The sequence below is a fragment of the Streptomyces sp. E11-3 genome (assembly GCF_046540415.1).
Lineage (GTDB): Bacteria > Actinomycetota > Actinomycetes > Streptomycetales > Streptomycetaceae > Streptomyces.
On the sequence record NZ_JAZGRL010000003.1, the window covers coordinates 223,656 to 238,580 of the forward strand.

Consider the following 14,925-nt stretch of genomic DNA (forward strand, 5'->3'; position numbering starts at 1 on the left):
ACCGGCCCCGCCGCGCCCCGGCCCGTATCGTGGCTGCTCACCGGGGCGCGGACCACGCCCCGACGGCACATTCAGCACGTTCAGCACGTCAAAGGGGGCACGGGTGACAGGCGAGTCGACGGCTCAGGCAGCGGCCACAGGGGCGACAGGGGCGCCGCCCGCGGTACGGGTAACAGGCCTGTGGAAGCGGTTCGGTGAGCAGATCGCGGTCTCGGGCATCGACCTGGAGTTGCCCGCGGGCCGGTTCATCGGCCTGGTCGGCCCGAACGGCGCGGGCAAGACCACCACCCTGTCCATGGTGACCGGGCTGCTCCGCCCCGACCAGGGCTCCGTGGAGATCGTCGGCCACGACGTGTGGCACGACCCGGTCGAGGTCAAGGCCAGGATCGGCGTACTGCCCGAAGGCCTGCGCCTCTTCGAGCGCCTCTCCGGCCGCGAACTCCTCGCCTACACAGGACGCCTGCGCGGACTCCCCGGCGACGAGGTCGACAAGCGCGCCACCCAGCTCCTGGACGTACTCGACCTGGCGGGCGCCCAGCACAAGCTCGTCGTCGACTACTCCACCGGCATGCGCAAGAAGATCGGCCTGGCGGCCGCGCTGCTGCACAACCCCGAAGTGCTCTTCCTCGACGAGCCGTTCGAGGGCGTCGACCCGGTCTCCGCCCAGACCATCCGCGGCGTCCTGGAGCGCTACACGGCATCCGGCGCCACCGTCGTCTTCTCCAGCCACGTCATGGAACTGGTCGAGTCGCTGTGCGACTGGGTCGCCGTGATGGCCGCGGGCCGCATCCGCGCGCAGGGTCCGCTGGCGGACGTACGAGGCGAAGCGGCCTCCCTCCAGGACGCGTTCCTCGAACTGGTCGGCGCGAACGGCCGGGACAGCGGCCACTCCCTGGACTGGCTGGGCGGTACCCGATGACCACCGCCACGGCCACCACTACCGAACACCGGGCCGCCAACGGCCCCGGCACCGCCTCACTCACCCCCGTCTTCATCCGCCTGAAGCTGTCCCTGCTCCACAACGGCCTGCGCCAGTCCGCGGGCCGGCGAGCCGTGTACATCACCTCGATCGTCTTCACGGTGCTGTTCGCCGCCCTCCAGGTACTCGGCCTGGTCATGCTGCGCGGCAACGAGCACGCGGCCACGCTCGTCGTCCTGGCGATGGCCGTACTGGCGGTCGGCTGGGCGTTCATGCCGCTGTTCTTCGCGAGTGGCGACGAGACCCTGGACCCAACCCGCCTGGTGATGCTGCCGCTGCGCCCGCAGCCGCTGGTACGGGCGCTGCTCGTGTCGTCCCTGATCGGTACAGGCCCATTCTTCACGCTCTGCCTGGTGGCGGGCTCGATCGTCACGGTGGCGCACGGCACGGCCGCCGTCCTCACTGGCATCGTCGCCGCCGTCCTCACCCTGCTCCTCTGCGTGACCCTGTCCCGTACCGTCGCGGCCGCCAACACCCGCCTGCTGACCAGCCGCAAGGGCCGCGACCTCGCCATGCTCAGCGGCCTGGTCATCGCGGTCGGCATCCAGGTCGTCAACTTCGGCGCCCAGCGGATCGGCCAGTCCGGCGGACTCTCCCAACTCGACCCGGTGGCCGACGTACTGAGCTGGGTCCCGCCCGCGTCCGCCTTCGGTGCGGTCGCCTCGGTGAGCGACGGCTCGTACGCGACCGGGCTCGCCCAACTGGCCCTGTCCGCCTTGGCCCTGGTGCTGCTCCTGACCCACTGGTCCCGCACCCTGACCCGGCTGATGACCGCACCGGACGGCTCGACGATCCAGGCCGCCGCCGAACCCACCCGCGACAAGTCCCGGGCCTCGCACGGCCTGTCCCGCCTCCTGCCGGGCGGCCGCACCGGCACCGTCATCGAGCGCAGCCTGCGCTACGCCTGGCGCGACCCGAAGACCAGGGCGGGCATGGTGGCCTCGCTCGCCATCGGCGCGATCGTGCCGCTGGCCAACGGTGCCCAGGGGCAGGGCTCGGTGTACTTCGCGTGCATGGCGGCCGGGATGCTCGGCATGATGATGTACAACCAGTTCGGCCAGGACACCTCGGCGTTCTGGATGGTCGCCATGACCATCTCGACGAAGAGTGACGCGTACGTCGAACTCCGCGGCCGCGCCCTGATGCTGCTGCTGATCACCCTCCCGTACTCGGTCCTGGTGACGGCCGCCACCTCGGCCGTGGTCGGCGACTGGGACGCACTCCCCTCGGCACTCGGCATCTCCTTCGCCGTACTCGGCGCGATGCTCGGCCTCGGCGCGATGGCCTCGTACCTCTTCCCGTACTCCATCCCGCAGGAGAGCCGTAGGAACGTGGCCCCCGGCCAGGTCGGGATCGCCTGGATCTCCATACTTGGTGGCATGGTCGCGGCCGCCGTGCTCTGCGCCCCCGTCATCGCCCTGACCATCTGGGCCCAGGCCACCGACGCGGACGGCTGGCTGCGGCTGGTCCTGCCGCTCGGGGCGCTCTACGGCGCGTTCCTTGCGCTGCTGGGCCTGAAGCTGGCGGCCCCACAGGTGGCGAAGCGCCTCCCGGAGATCCTGACGGCGGTGAGTAAGGGCTGACACCGCGGTCTGGCGGCGTCCCGGGGCTGTCGAGCCGCGACCACGGGTTGTGGTACAGCGCGGTACGTTCTCGTTATGAGTGGAGAAACCGAGACGCCGGGGATCGCGGTCGTGCCGCTGCGGGACCTGAACCAGCCTTCACGGATCGCTGAGCGTGTAGAAGCGGGCACGACACTCATCGTCACCAAGAACGGCCAGCCGATCATGCGCATCGAGGCGATAGGGCGGCAGCACGCCCCGGCGTGGCCCTTCCGCACCGACCCCATGGGGCCGGTAGACCTGCCGGATCTGGACCTTCCCACCCTCACGGACGAGGAGATCAGCGGGACTCTCCGGGGGATGGGCGGGGGCCTCGATAGCTGAGCCGGTCGTCATCGCGGACACCAACGCCCTCTACCGGCTTCTGGATCCGAAGGACCCGCGCCACGACGCGCACCGCGAGGCCCTGGAGACCACCGGGCACCTGGTCGTCTCTCCGATGGTCCTCGCCGAGCTGGACTATCTGATCACCGAGCGCCGAGGGGCACGGGCAGCGGCCACCGCCCTGGAGTTCATCGCCGAACAGGCCGACGCCCAGCAGTTCGAGATCGGACAGCGCCGCCCACTTCCGCACCGCCATCGCGATCATGAACGGCTAGGGGGCGCCGACGGCGGTAAAGGCGTCGGCCTGACCGTCGCCATGACCGTCGCCCTGGCGGCGGCCTACCGGACCGACGCCGTGTTCACCTCCGACCGGCACTTCCGCATGATGCGCCCCCTCACCCAACACGACGCCTTCCGCCTCCTGCCCGACGACCTCTAGCCGCACGGCCACGGCCACGGCCGCGCACGGCTCGAAGCCCGGGGGGAACCAGAGCCCGCGTACCCATTCTCAGCCGTACTCGGGAAGCTCGCACCAGACGGTCTTGCCGTCAGCCCGCTGCTCGACGCCCCAGCGCAGGGCGAGGGCGTCGAGCAGCAGCAGCCCCCGCCCGGCCTCGTCATCGGCGGCGGGGTGCCGCAGCACCAGCCAGGCGTGCGGCTCGGGGTCGGACACCTCGACCCTCGTACGCCCGCTCTGAGCGCTGGTGACGCGCACGGAAACCGGAGTCCCCTCACCGACGTGAGCGATCACGTTGGCGAGCAATTCGCTGAGGCAGAGCTGAACTTCCGGGCAAGGCCCACCCAGATGCTCCCGCAAGGCGCGGCGTGCCTCCGGGACGGCCTTCGCCAACGCGAGCATCTCCAGCACGAACGGCGTCACGCCGAGGCGTCCTTGGTCTTGCTCAGCGCCTCGGCGAGGGCTCGGGCCGTGGCGAGGTTGCAGTTGCCGAGGGCGACGAGGTGGTCGGGCGTGAGCCAGTCGGGCCCGAGGGATGGCAACTTGATCCCGTGCGCCGCGAGGGCAGCGCGGAGCTGCTCCACGCAGGTGGCGGTGTCGGTGGGGGTACGGGTGTCCATGCGGGACGCCTTCCTGTGCGCTGTGTGACGAACCCCTCACACCTTGACGTCGTGCGGCGTACCGTAAAAGGGGTTCGGGCTCCACGAAGCGCATGGTGGAAGGCGGTCAACTGTGGCTGCGCGTAAGGACATCGACGGCTCGGCGAGCGTCCCCGAGTTTTACGGCAAGGAACTCCGCTGGAAGCGGGAGGAGTTAGGTCTCACCCTCCGCGAGACGGTCGAGGGCAGCTTCTACGCGCCGACGTACCTGAGTGAGATCGAGCGCGGACAGCGGCGCATGCCGGAGGATCTGGCGCACCACGTGGACCGGGTGCTGCGCACGGATGGGTTTTTCGGGCGGTGCTGCGAGGACGTACGGAGGGCGAGGCGGAAGGGGCACGCCGAGTACTTCGAGCGGGTCCTGGAGGCGGAGAAACACGCCGAGGCCATTGAGGAGTGGTGCCCCGCCGTCATCCCCGGGCTGCTCCAGACCGGGGCGTACGCGCGGACGATGGTGCGGGCTGCGCATCCGGCGGCGTCCGACGAGAACGTGGAGGAGAAGGTCACCGCCCGGCTGGCGCGGGCCCGGCTCTTCGAGAACGACCACAACGTCCCCGAGTACTGGGTGATCCTGCACGAGTCGATCCTGCGCCACCCCGTACTCGCACCAGAGGAGATGGCCGAGCAACTGGACCGCATCGCGGCCCTGGCCCGGCGCCACCGCATCCTTCCACAGGCCGTCCCGTGGAACGGCGGCGCGTATCCGCTGATGCAGGGCGGCGCCATGATCATGACCTTCCCGGATGCCCCGCCCCTTGTTTACACCGAGTCCGCTTACAGCGGAGACACCATCGACGATCCGGCCCTCGTGAAGAGGTACCGCAGGTCGTACGATCTGCTCAGGGCCGCCGCACTGCCGCCTGAGGCGACCCTCGCCATGATCGAGGAAGCGGCAGAGGACTACCGAAATGGCAAGCAACCGGATTGACTTGAGTGCCGCCGTCTGGCGCAAGTCCAGCCACAGCAACGGCGACGGCGGAAACTGCGTCGAGGTCCGCGACGACCTCCCCGGCCTCGTCCCTGTCCGGGACTCCAAGAACCCCCACGGCCCCGCCCTCGTGTTCCCCGCGAGCGCCTGGGCCCCTTTCGTCAGCCACCTCAAGCGGTAGCCAAAGGGAACCGTCCTACGTTCAGCTGGCGTTGACCGGCGGTCCCGGTCAACGCCACTCGCTAGAGGTGGCCCCTCCTCGGCCACACCCCGCCNCGGCGGCGACACTGCCGCGCGTCGCGGTGATGGCCTTGCCGCTCGTGGCGGGGGACGGGCCGATGGGCGGGCTTGCGGTGGCGCCGGGCGCGGTCAGCCCTTGTACGGGCCCGGCTTCGGGGGGTTTGTGATGGACACATCGCCGGTCCGCAGAGCGGCCACCGAGCCGCCCTCGGCCTGGATCTCCACGTTCCCGCCGACGGCCTGCCCGTCGCTCGTCGCGGACACACCACCGCCTGTCTGCGCGGAGGCGGCCTGAAGCTTCTTGACCGCCTCGTCCAGGGCCTCGGCGAAGCCAGTGTCATGCTCGGCTGCGTCCTCGAGGGCCAGCTCCAGACGCTGGTGTGTCCGCGCGGACAGCTCCTCCTGCCCGGACTGCGCCTCCTCAGCGGCCCGCTGCAGTGCCGGATCGTCCCCCAGTTTGCGGCTGACCAGGTCGTGCAGCCGGTCCATCCCGGCATCCAACCCCCGGTCGACCTCCGCATCTGCCCGCCCCGACACCCGGCGGGCTTTGCCCACCAGCCACGCGAACACGTACCCGACCGCGATCTCTACGCCCGTCATTCATCCCCCTCAGCCCGTGGTGAGGACAGCACGAAGACCATACCCGCGCCCCGCTCTGTCGGGTCTCTCGCGCGATCGAACGGTCAAACCCGAAAGCACAACGATCAAAACCCGCCCTCGATCCCGGGTGGCGGGCAGCGCGCGGAACCAGCCCCTCCTCCGAGCACCGGAAGTGGCCTGCTACGCCTACTGCTTGCGTGACCGCAGTGCGGAAGCAGCCGACAACTCGCGGGAGTTGGTGCCCCACCGGCAGCGTCCGTTTCGCTCTGCGATTCAAGCCACCCTGACCGGAAGTGCCGCCGCGTCTCCGGCTGTGCGTGTGAGAGTGGCGGCCGTGCCAGGTCCGATTGGAGGGGGACTCCCGGACCGGCTTCCGCGCAGAGAGGAAGAGGGGGAGTGGCCGCAGGGCCAAGGGCCACCGCATGACTCAGTCGTGGCAGCGCGCCCCCGATCGTGAGGCGCCGGAACCCATCCCCCGTCCGGCCCTGGTCCTTGGCCTCCCCCTTCTGCTCTGCGCGTCCTGTAACTGCTGTGTGGGAGGGGAACTGCTCGTGCCTGCTATATCCAGAGCCGCCAGACGTATCGCTGCCGCCTCGTCCGCTGCCGTCGCCGTCATGATCCCGGCCGCGCCTGCGACCGCCGCCGACGATCCGGTCAAGCCGTTGACCGAACCCGCTCGGGCGGCCGCTCTGGCTGATGACCTGGGGGACACCCGAAGCGGCGGCGTGTACCACGAAGACGGAAAGCTTGTGGTCACTGTGACCGACCAGGCCGCAGCGCGAACCGTGAGAGCCACGGGCGGCACCCCGAAGCTGGTGGTTCGCAGCACCGCCCAGCTCAAGGGCGTACTCCACGATCTTGACGAGCTGGAGAACCTGCCCAACACCGCGTGGGGGATCGATCCCCGCACCAACCAGGTCTCCGTGGACATCTTCGACGGAGCGCCCGCCGACAGCCAGGAACGGATCGAGAAGTCCACAGCGGGCGATCCTGGCGCGGTGCGCATCGACCGGTTCAAGGGTGAGATAGCCCCTAAAGCCACGGACCTTCGGGGCGGAAACCGTATCCGGTGGCGCTCAGCGGGAGGGGGCTGCACCGCGGGGTTCAACACCAAGGACTCCAAGGGCAGGATCTATACCCTCACGGCTGGCCACTGTGCAGTGGGCACCGGTTACGGCTGGTACATGGACTGGAACTACGCCGATATCGGAACCCAGACCGCGTACGGATACGGCGGCACCAAGGGCGACTGGGCCATGATCAGGGCGAACTCTCCGGATATCAGGCCGCTGGGGACGGTCAGGTACCACGGCGGGATCTACAAGCAGATCGACCGCTCCCGCTACCCGGTGATAGGCGACCCCATCCACCGGATCGGGGCCGCCAGCCAGGACAAGACAGGCCACGTAACCAAGGAGAACGTGACCGTCACCGACAGGGACGGAGTCCAGATGAGAGGCATGTTCGCGTCGAACGTGTGCGCTCTTCCGGGCGACAGTGGGGGGCCAGCGCTCTGGGGGACAACGGCCCTGGGTCTCCTGTCCGGGGGCAGCGGTGAGGAGAGGTGCAACTCCTCTAGTTCTGGTAGCTACCAGAACTATTTCATGCCGGTTCAGAGGGTGTTGGACCTGCGTGGCCTCCGGGTCTACTGAACAGCGAAATCCGTACAGGGCAGGGTCACGTCGAAACGTCGAAGTCTTCCGGGAAGGGGCCACGCATGTGGTCGTCACGTCGCGTCAGTCTGCTTGTCGCTGCTGCTTTGGTCGGTGTCGTGGTCTCGGGGTGTACCGGCTCCCAGGAGAACGTGACCGACGACAGCAACAGCAGCAGTGACAGCGAAAGCGCAAGCGACAGGGCGGAGCGGGCTGAGCGCGCTCGGAAGGTCGCCAAGGCCTGGGATGATTCTGCCGCCGCTGATGCGTGGCGGGGTGGCTATCACCCTATGGGCGAGATCACCCGGATACCCGATGGCGGCTGGCGCGATGAGGCCGACAAGAAGGCCATCTTGTTCCGGAGCATCGTCCTGCGGGGCACGTTGCCCACCACTGTCCCAAAGAGAGCCAAGGTCAGGTGGGAGAGCGGGGATTCGCTCTCCCGTCCAATGGAGAGCGCCAAGCGGGCTTTTGGGGACTTGGCGGGTGGGAATCCCACTGAGGGCCCGTATCTAACGGTGACCCGAGTGGAGTTGGGGGAGATGACAGTGGCCACCACTCGGGGGCCAGCGACGGTCCCGGCCTGGATGTTCACCATCGACGGATACGACACCCCGCTCAAGCGGGCCGCCGCGATCGCGTCGGAGCTCCCCGCCCCGCCGGTCAAGCGGGACGGGAACGTTTCTGGCGACCCTGGTGACGTGGTGGACCGGCTGGTCCAGGTTTCACCAGGCGGACGAGCCCTGACCGTAGTGGTTTCTCCTGCTGGAGCCTGTGCCGACTGGGCTGGAGCTGACGTTCTGGAAACGTCCGGAAGTGTGGTCCTGTCAGGATTCACGGAGGAACGTAAGAAGCGCAAAGAGAACGACGTCTGTGCCAAGCGAGACGACGGTCATCAGGTCACTGTGAAGCTGGACAAGCCATTGGGTGATCGTGTCCTTCTGGATGCGGTCACTGGCAGGCCAGTTCCGTTCAAGCCACAGCTTGGGCGGCGTCCCATCAGTTGGAGCTGACCCGGCGGGCGCCGATGCGGTCGGCTTCGGCGTCGACTGGCGACTGTGGCGCAGGGGCGCAGGGGCGCGTCCAGGTATGTGCTCGCGTCGGCGAGGCGCTCAATCTCCGGCCGTCGCCTCGCACCGGTCCGCCGGATGCAGCGTCGCCTCGCCGGTGACCGCGATGCCCGTCTCGTCGCCGGGGCGTACGCCCACCGGGCCCGCGACCCGTACCGACACCGGGTCGTCCAAGCCCGGTACCGAGACCGTGACCATCGCGTCGTGGCCGTAGAAGCGCACGTCCACGACCGTGCCGTGCGCGCCCTTCGTGTCCGGGGTCAGGGTGAGTTGTTCGGGGCGTAGGACGACGGTGCCGGTGGTGCCGCCGTTGGTGGCGACGGTGAGGGGGACGCGGCCCAGGGGCGTACCGGCTGTGGTGCCGTGGCCGGTGCCCGGCAGAAGTACCGCGTCGCCGACGAAGTCGGCTACCCAGGGGTCGGCGGGGTGTTGGTAGACCTCCTCGGGAGTGCCGCACTGGGCGACCCGTCCGCCCCGTACGACCGCCACCAGGTCCGCGCAGGACAGGGCCTCCTGTTGGTCGTGTGTGACCAGCACGCCCGTCGCGCCGGTGGCGCGGAGCGCGGCCCGTACATCGGCCCGTACGCCCGCCCGCAGCGCGCTGTCCAGTGCGTTGAAGGGCTCGTCGAGCAGGACCAGGGCCGGGGCGGGGGCCAGGGCGCGGGCGAGGGCGATGCGTTGTTGCTGGCCGCCGGAGAGTTCGTGTGGCATGCGGTCGCCGTAGCCGCCCAGGCCGACGAGTTCGAGCATCTCGGCGGTGCGCGCGCGGCGTTCGGAGCGTGGTGTGCCGGTCAGGCCGAAGGCCACGTTGCGGGCCACGCTCAAGTGCGGGAAGAGCGCGCCCTCCTGGGGCACGATGCCGACCCGGCGCCGCTCGGGTGCCAGGTGTGTGCCGGGTCCGGCGACGAGCCGGCCGCCTACCTCGACGGTGCCCGCGTCGGCGCGCAGGAAGCCCGCGACGATGCGCAGCATGGTGGTCTTGCCGCAGCCGGACGGGCCGAGTACGGCGGCCAGTTGGCCGTGGGGCACGGTGAGGTCGAGGCCGTCCAGGACCCGCCCGGTCGTGTCGTCGTAGGACTTGGTGAGGCCGGTGATCCGCAGGTCGGTCTGGGGCGGTGCCGGGTCCGGCTTCGTGTCCGGTGCCTGGTGCGGCGATTGGCGCGGCGTCTGGTGCGGAGTCATGTGCGGGGTCATGCGCGGTGCCTTCCGAGGAGGTACGACGGGACGGCAGCGATCAGGATGAGTACGGCGGCGTACGGCGCGGCGGCCGCGTACGAGGCCGTCCCGGTCTCGGTCCACAGTCGGGTGGCGAGGGTGTCCATGCCGGTGGGGCGCAGGAGAAGGGTCGCCGGGAGTTCTTTCATGCAGACGACGAAGGCCAGTGCCGCGCCTGCGGCGATGCCGGGCGCGGCGAGGGGCACGGTGACCTCGCGCAGGACGCGCAGTGGGCCACGGCCCAGTGACCGGGCGACGTCTTCCAGCACCGGGGGCGACTGGAGTACGGCCGCGCGCGTCGCGCCGACCGCGAGCGGCAGGAACAGCACCGCGTACGCGGCGATGAGGAGCGGGAGTTCCTGGTAGAGGGGGAAGGCGTAGCGGACGGCGAGGAAGACCAGGGCGAGGGCGACGGTGATGCCGGGGATGGCGTGCCCGGCGTAGGCGGCCTGTTCCAGGAGGTGTACGGCGCGGCCGCGGTAACGGGCGGCGAGTACCCCGACGGGCAGTGCGAGTACGGCGGTCAGCGCGGCGCCCAGCGCGGCCACGTACAGCGTCGTCCAGCCGGTCTCCAGGAGCCGTCCGGGGTCCCAGGTGCGGGAGTTGCCGACGGACAGCCAGTACGTGAGGGTGCCGATCGGGAACAGCACCCCGGCCGCGGCGACCAGCGAGCACCAGGCGAGCGCGGGCCACTTGAAGGCGCCCAGGCGCGCCGGGGCGGCGGGGCGCGCGGCGCCGCCGCCGGTGCGGGCGTGACCCGCGCGGCCCCGGGTGCGGGACTCGGCGGCGACCAGGAGCACGGTCATCAGGACCAGGACCACGCCCAGCGCCGCGGCGGGCGTCCGGTCGAAGCTCGCCTTGTACGAGGTGTGGATGGCCTGCGTGAACGTCACGTACCGCATGATCGAGACCGCGCCGAAGTCGGACAGGACGTACAGCGCGACCAGCAGCCCGCCCCCGGCCGCCGCGGGCCGCAGCTGCGGCAGCGTGACGCGGAGGAACGTGCGCAGCGGCCCGTGCCCGAGGGAGCGCGCGGCCTCCTCCTGCGCGGGGTCGATTCCGCGCAGCGCGGCCGCCACCGGCAGATAGACGTACGGGTAGCTGACCAGGGTGAGCGCGAGGGCCGCGCCGGTGAAACCGGTGGCGTGGTCGGGCAGCGCCGAGGTCCAGGCGAAGGCCGCGACATAGCTGGGCACGGCGAGCGGCAGGGTGGCCAGCACCGACCAGGCGCGGGCGCCGGGCAACTGGGTGCGGACGGTCAGCCAGGCGAGTGAGATGCCCAGGGCCAGACAGCCGATCACGACCACCGACGCCAGGCCGAGGCTACGGCCGAGCAGCTCGCCGGTGCGCTCGTTGGCGACGACCTCCCAGGCGAAGCCGGGGCCGCGCTCCAGGGCCCGTACACCCAGGTAGATCAGCGGGAGCAGGGCGAGGGCGGCGGCCGCGGTGGCCGCCGCGAGGAGGAGCAGGGGTGGCCTGCGCTGGGCGGGCTGCTTGGGCCCGGACAGCTTGCGCCAGGCGCGCCCGCGCCCGGACGGCGTGGGAGTGCCGTCCGGGCGGGAGGTGGTGGTGACCACTCCGAATCAGACCGTTCCGTATCAGATGGTTTCGTACCGGAGGTTCTAGCTGACGATTCCGGTTTCGCGGAGCATCGCCAGGGTCTCCTCCAGCGACTCGAGCTTGCTCAGGTCGATGTCGGGCGCGTCGATGGAGTCCAGCGGCGGCAGGTCCTTGACGTTGCTGGTGACCCCGGCGGCCAGCGGGTACTCCTTGGTCTCGTCGCTGAAGTACGTCTGCGCTTCCTTGGACAGCAGGAAGTCGACGGCCTTCTCGGCGGCGGCGCTCTCGTCGCTGTCCTTGATGACGCCGACGCCCGCGACGTTCACCAGCGCGCCCGGGTCGCCCTTGGTCGGGTAGTGCAGCTTGGCGTTGACCTTGTCCGCGCCCTCTTCGGCGACCTTCTCGTACCAGTAGTAGTGGTTGATCAGGGCGAGCTCGGCCTTGCCGTCGTTGACGGCGGCGAGCGCCGGGGTGTTCTTCTCGTAGACCTGCGGGTCGTTGGCCTTGAAGTCCTTGAGCCACTTGCGCGTGGCGTCGTCGCCCTCAAGGACCCGCATGCCGGTGACGAAGGCCTGGAAGGAGGCGTTGGTCGGCGCGTAGGCGACCTTGCCCTTCCACTCGGGCTTGGTCAGGTCGTGCACGCTGTCGGGTGCCTTGTCGACCTTGCGCGGGTCGTACGCGATGACCCGGGCGCGCCCGGAGACGCCGACCCAGCTGCCGTCGTCGGCGCGGAACGCCTTGTCGACCTTGTCCAGTGAGGCCTGCGGCAGGTCCGCGAGGCGGCCCTCCTTGGACAGCGCGCCGAGCGCACCGGCGTCCTGGGACAGGAACAGGTCGGCCTTGGTCTTGCCGCCCTCCTCCAGGAGCTGGGCGGCGAGCTCGGCGCTGTCGCCGTAGCGGACCTCGACCTTGTTGCCGGTGGCCTTCTCCAGCTTCTCCAGGAGCGGGGCGATCAGTTCCTCGTTGCGGCCGGAGTAGACCAGCAGGGTCTGGCCTTCGCTCTTGTCCTTGGACTTGGTGCCGGAGCCGCTGTCGGAGTCCTTGTCGTCGCTTCCGCAGGCGGCCATGAGCGGGGCGAGGAGCGCCACCGCGGCGATGGCGGTGATACGGCGAGCAGTGGGGCGTCTCATGGTGGTGCCTTCCTGGAAAGTCTGTGAGCCCCCGTGGCTGAAACTCTGTGAGCCCCCTATGAATAAGGTGTGCCTAACCTAAGGGTCAAGCCTTATGTCCCGCCGTGTCCAATCCGAGATGTAGCGGAACCTCACCGGTCGTGACACAAACCTGCACTCCCCGGCCCTGGTGGCGCGCGCCCGACGTACGCTCCGACGAGAAGTACGACGAGGAGCACGACGTGCGTGCCGTGGACTCCCCCCACCCGCACCTGACCAAGCAGTGAGGCTGAGGCTGAGATGGACAGCGCAGAGTACGAGCGCAGGATCGCCGCTCGTTTCGCGACCTTCGACCAGGACCGCAACGGCTACATCGCCCGTGACGACTTCGGGACCGCGACCAAGGCTCTGCTCGCCGAGTTCGGTACGACGCCCCGCAGCGACAAGGGGCAGGCGCTCTACATCGGCGCTGAGGCGCTCTGGCAGGGCATGGCGGGCATCGCCGACGTGGACGGCGACCAGCGTGTCAGCCGCGACGAGTTCATCACCGGGGCCGTGAAGCGTCTGCGCGACAACCCCGAGCGCTTCGCGGAGATCGCCCGGCCCTTCCTGCGCGCGGCGATCGCCGTGGCGGACGAGGATGGGCAGGGGCCGACCGCCGAGGCCGCGGAGCGCGCCCTGCGGGCCCTCGGGGTCGCGCCCGAGGCGGCGGCCATGGGGGCTGCGGCCCTGCTGGACGGCAACGGTCGTGTCGCGCGGGAGGACCGGGTGCTGGAGGTCTTCGCGGAGTACTTCACCACTCCTGCGCCGGACGCGTGACGCGCTGTTTCAGCGCAGGTGGCGGACGCGTGACGCGCTGTTTCACCGCAGGTGGCGGACGCGTGACGCGCTGTTTCACCGCAGGTGGCGGACGCGTGACGCGCTGTTTCACCGCAGGTGGCGGACGCGTGACGCGCTGTTTCACCGCAGGTACCGGACGAGCGGCGCGCCGATGCACCGCAGGTACCGGACGGGCGACGCGCCGTCTCGCCGCAGGCGCTGAGCGCGTGACGCGTCGTTTCACCGCAGGTACCGGACGGGCGACGCGCCGCTTCACCGCGGGCGCTGAGCGCGTGACGCGCCGTTTCACCGCTGGCACCGGAGGGGCGACGCGCCGTTTCGCCGCAGGCGCGTGACCGTGACGCTGCGTTTCACCGCAGGTGCATGACCAGGGTGACGACGGCGCCGACGACGGGACCGGGGCGCACCGAGAGGTGATCGGTGACGAGGCGGGCCAGCCACAGGCCGCGGCCGGCGCCGGGTGCCCCGTCGATCCCGGGCGCCAGCTGCGGGATGGCGGCCTCGGTGAAGCCGGGGCCGCAGTCGCTGATACGGCACTCCAGTCCCTGGTCGTTCCGGTACAGCAGCAGGGTGCCGCCGCCCGCGTGTTCCACGGCGTTGGCGGCCACCTCGCTGACGGCGAAGACGAAGTCGCCGAGCCGGGGTTCGACCAGCCCGGCCCGGTTGGCGTGTTCCTCGGTGGCGACTCGCAGCCGGGGCAGATCCCGGGCGGTGAACGGGCGGGCCAGCAGGCGCTCTTGAGGGGGCTCGTCGGCCACGTTGGCTACCACGCGCGGTTCACCTCGCTCACCGTGAGGCGTGGAGTATCGGCGCCCAGGGCGCGCAGGACGCGGGCCTGCGCGGGTGCGCAGCGGACCTCGATCCGGGCCTGGCCGGGGGCGTCGGCGGCGAGTTGGAGCAGGTCGGCGGCGCACCGCGCGCTGAGGAAGGCCAGCGGTGAAAGGTCCACGAGCAGGGGGCGGTCGGCGACGCGGGCGAGTGCGGTGCGCAGCGCGGCGCGGAAGGGCTCGCGGGTGGCCGCGTCGGCCTCGCCGATCAGGTGCACCGAGTCGGCGCTCTGCAGCACCCGCAGTTCACCGAGGCGGGGCAGCAGGTCGCGGGGGTGCGCCTGGTGCATGGCGGCCAGTACGTCAGGGGCGAACCAGCGCCGGTCGTAGGTGCAGACCTCGGTGTACGGGCGGTCGCTGAACAGGTGCTCGGCGTGCGACTCGCGGTACATCATCACTTCGACATCTGCCGCCAGGTCGGGCACCCAGTGCATGTCGATGAACGCGCGCAGGCCGCGGTAGCCCTCCGCGACCGCCCGCTCGGTCTCCTCGCCGATCCGTTCCCACTGCCGTTCGGGAGTGAAGCGGGGCTGCGGGTGGATCAGCGCGCGCATGCTGGTGAGCACAACCTGCCCGCGCTCGCTCGCGGCGGTCAGCGAGGCCCCCTGGCCCTGGCCCTCCTGGCCCTCCAGCCGGTCCCGCACCTCCGCCTCGGGCAGCTGCGGGGCGGGGAAGATCAGCACCTTCTCGCCGCGGATGACGCCCTGCGCGGTGAAGGTCGCCAGCACGTCCCAGCCGCTCGCGTCGTCGCCGTAACTGGCGAAGGCATGATCCCCCGGCCCCAGCCGCTGCACCGGAACCGTCCCGATATCGGCTTCCTCCCAGGCCCCCCAGGCCCCCCAG

The 14,925-nt window shown here is 70.4% G+C and carries 18 protein-coding genes; 10 read left to right on the top strand and 8 right to left on the bottom strand.

Features of this window, described 5'->3' with window-relative positions; genetic code table 11:
• Positions 1-103: 103 nt before the first annotated feature.
• The 4 genes from U9R90_RS30590 to U9R90_RS30605 all read left to right on the top strand — a co-directional run bounded on the left by U9R90_RS30590 (position 104) and on the right by U9R90_RS30605 (position 3,364).
• On the top strand, positions 104-919 hold the full coding sequence (locus U9R90_RS30590) for an ABC transporter ATP-binding protein (protein WP_411060113.1): 816 nt from the start codon (positions 104-106) through the stop codon (positions 917-919).
• Positions 916-2,562: a transporter gene (locus U9R90_RS30595; protein WP_411060115.1), complete on the top strand. Its 1,647-nt coding sequence runs from the start codon at positions 916-918 to the stop codon at positions 2,560-2,562. Before U9R90_RS30590 ends, U9R90_RS30595 begins: the two co-directional genes overlap by 4 nt.
• A 75-nt stretch (positions 2,563-2,637) precedes the next feature.
• Positions 2,638-2,925 (top strand): type II toxin-antitoxin system Phd/YefM family antitoxin, encoded by a 288-nt coding sequence (locus U9R90_RS30600; protein ID WP_411060117.1) that lies wholly within the window; start codon positions 2,638-2,640, stop codon positions 2,923-2,925.
• A 40-nt stretch (positions 2,926-2,965) separates the two neighbouring features.
• Entirely contained in the window at positions 2,966-3,364 is a 399-nt protein-coding gene (locus U9R90_RS30605) for a PIN domain-containing protein (protein WP_411060956.1), read from the top strand.
• A gap of 69 nt (positions 3,365-3,433) precedes the next feature.
• Here U9R90_RS30605 and U9R90_RS30610 read toward each other — a convergent pair whose 3' ends face one another.
• Positions 3,434-3,805: an ATP-binding protein gene (locus tag U9R90_RS30610; RefSeq protein WP_411060119.1), complete on the bottom strand. Its 372-nt coding sequence runs from the start codon at positions 3,803-3,805 to the stop codon at positions 3,434-3,436.
• Positions 3,802-4,002: a hypothetical protein gene (locus tag U9R90_RS30615; protein ID WP_411060120.1), complete on the bottom strand. Its 201-nt coding sequence runs from the start codon at positions 4,000-4,002 to the stop codon at positions 3,802-3,804. The genes U9R90_RS30610 and U9R90_RS30615 overlap by 4 nt, the downstream gene beginning before the upstream one ends.
• Before the next feature lie 112 nt (positions 4,003-4,114).
• Here U9R90_RS30615 and U9R90_RS30620 point away from each other — a divergent pair, with 112 nt between their 5' ends.
• Positions 4,115-4,969 carry a helix-turn-helix domain-containing protein gene (locus tag U9R90_RS30620; RefSeq protein ID WP_411060122.1) on the top strand — a complete coding sequence of 285 codons (855 nt, stop codon included), beginning with the start codon at positions 4,115-4,117 and terminating at the stop codon, positions 4,967-4,969.
• On the top strand, positions 4,950-5,150 hold the full coding sequence (locus U9R90_RS30625; protein ID WP_411060124.1) for a DUF397 domain-containing protein: 201 nt from the start codon (positions 4,950-4,952) through the stop codon (positions 5,148-5,150). Before U9R90_RS30620 ends, U9R90_RS30625 begins: the two co-directional genes overlap by 20 nt.
• Positions 5,151-5,338: 188 nt before the next feature.
• Here U9R90_RS30625 and U9R90_RS30630 read toward each other — a convergent pair whose 3' ends face one another.
• A complete protein-coding gene (locus tag U9R90_RS30630) occupies positions 5,339-5,809 on the bottom strand; it encodes a hypothetical protein (RefSeq protein ID WP_411060126.1) in 471 nt (156 codons plus the stop codon).
• Between the two features lie 614 nt (positions 5,810-6,423).
• Between U9R90_RS30630 and U9R90_RS30635 the strand changes: the two genes are divergently transcribed.
• Together U9R90_RS30635 and U9R90_RS30640 are read left to right on the top strand one after the other, a co-directional pair.
• A complete protein-coding gene (locus U9R90_RS30635) occupies positions 6,424-7,461 on the top strand; it encodes a S1 family peptidase (protein ID WP_411060128.1) in 1,038 nt (345 codons plus the stop codon).
• A gap of 152 nt (positions 7,462-7,613) precedes the next feature.
• On the top strand, positions 7,614-8,474 hold the full coding sequence (locus U9R90_RS30640; RefSeq protein WP_411060129.1) for a hypothetical protein: 861 nt from the start codon (positions 7,614-7,616) through the stop codon (positions 8,472-8,474).
• Between the two features lie 99 nt (positions 8,475-8,573).
• Here U9R90_RS30640 and U9R90_RS30645 read toward each other — a convergent pair whose 3' ends face one another.
• The 3 genes from U9R90_RS30645 to U9R90_RS30655 are packed head-to-tail and all read right to left on the bottom strand — an operon-like array spanning position 8,574 to position 12,436.
• Positions 8,574-9,725 carry an ABC transporter ATP-binding protein gene (locus U9R90_RS30645; RefSeq protein WP_411060131.1) on the bottom strand — a complete coding sequence of 384 codons (1,152 nt, stop codon included), beginning with the start codon at positions 9,723-9,725 and terminating at the stop codon, positions 8,574-8,576.
• Positions 9,722-11,323 carry an ABC transporter permease gene (locus U9R90_RS30650; RefSeq protein WP_411060133.1) on the bottom strand — a complete coding sequence of 534 codons (1,602 nt, stop codon included), beginning with the start codon at positions 11,321-11,323 and terminating at the stop codon, positions 9,722-9,724. Before U9R90_RS30650 ends, U9R90_RS30645 begins: the two co-directional genes overlap by 4 nt.
• A gap of 45 nt (positions 11,324-11,368) precedes the next feature.
• Positions 11,369-12,436 carry an iron ABC transporter substrate-binding protein gene (locus U9R90_RS30655; RefSeq protein WP_411060135.1) on the bottom strand — a complete coding sequence of 356 codons (1,068 nt, stop codon included), beginning with the start codon at positions 12,434-12,436 and terminating at the stop codon, positions 11,369-11,371.
• Positions 12,437-12,576: 140 nt separating this feature from the next.
• Here U9R90_RS30655 and U9R90_RS30660 point away from each other — a divergent pair, with 140 nt between their 5' ends.
• Entirely contained in the window at positions 12,577-12,702 is a 126-nt protein-coding gene (locus tag U9R90_RS30660) for a hypothetical protein (protein WP_411060136.1), read from the top strand.
• 13 nt (positions 12,703-12,715) lie between these two features.
• On the top strand, positions 12,716-13,234 hold the full coding sequence (locus tag U9R90_RS30665; protein ID WP_411060138.1) for an EF-hand domain-containing protein: 519 nt from the start codon (positions 12,716-12,718) through the stop codon (positions 13,232-13,234).
• 371 nt (positions 13,235-13,605) lie between these two features.
• On the opposite strand, the gene U9R90_RS30670 is transcribed toward U9R90_RS30665, so the two are convergent.
• Together U9R90_RS30670 and U9R90_RS30675 are read right to left on the bottom strand one after the other, a co-directional pair.
• Entirely contained in the window at positions 13,606-14,025 is a 420-nt protein-coding gene (locus tag U9R90_RS30670; RefSeq protein WP_411060140.1) for an ATP-binding protein, read from the bottom strand.
• Positions 14,019-14,925, bottom strand: a 907-nt coding sequence (locus U9R90_RS30675; RefSeq protein WP_411060142.1) for an MEDS domain-containing protein, incomplete at its 5' end; no start/stop codon positions are given. The genes U9R90_RS30675 and U9R90_RS30670, both read right to left, overlap by 7 nt.